The organism is Rhizobium sp. KNZ2-6A, assembly GCF_056755475.1.
On record NZ_JBNDIC010000144.1, the window covers coordinates 1 to 650 of the forward strand.

Here is a 650-nt window from a genome sequence, read left to right on the forward strand (position 1 = left end):
CCCTGGGCTACTTCCAGTTCACCCTTGTTGATCGCCGTCGGACCGGCGATCGAGCCATCCTGGCCGATGATCAGCTTGCCGTCGTTGACCTGCGTGCCGACGCCAGCAGCCACATCGCCCGTCACCGTCGTCGTGCCCGTGCCGTTCTGCGCCAGCGTGCCCGTGCCATCGACATTGCCTGCATAGGTTGGCTTGTCAGTGCCATTGAACGCCAGCGTGCCATTGTCACCAACCATGGCATCGCTGGTCAGCGTGCCGCCGGTGCCGACGGCGACCGTGCCGTTGTTGATCACCAGCGGCTCACCGCTCACCGTGCCGCCGTTGACAACCGACACGGTACCGCCGTTGACCGTGGTCGGGCCGCTCACCATGGCATCCTTGGACACTTCCAGCGTGCCGCCCGCATTAATCGTTGAGGCGCCGCTCAAAATGCCGCCGTCGGCAACCGACACAAGACCATTATTGACCGTCGTCGCGCCGCTGACGGTACCGCCATTGTCGATCGCCAGGGTGCCGCCATTGTCGATGGTCGAGGCGCCGCTAAGCTCTCCGCCCTGGGCCACTTCCAGCGTGCCCTTGTTCACCGTCGCATCGCCAGCCACTGAGCCGCCGTCGCCGATGATCAGCTTACCGTCGTTGACCTGCGTGCC

1 pseudogene is annotated in these 650 nt (G+C 64.9%); it reads right to left on the bottom strand.

The features are described 5' to 3' along the window. Positions 1 to 650, bottom strand: a pseudogene (locus tag ACPYOP_RS32960) (hypothetical protein); the annotation flags it as partial.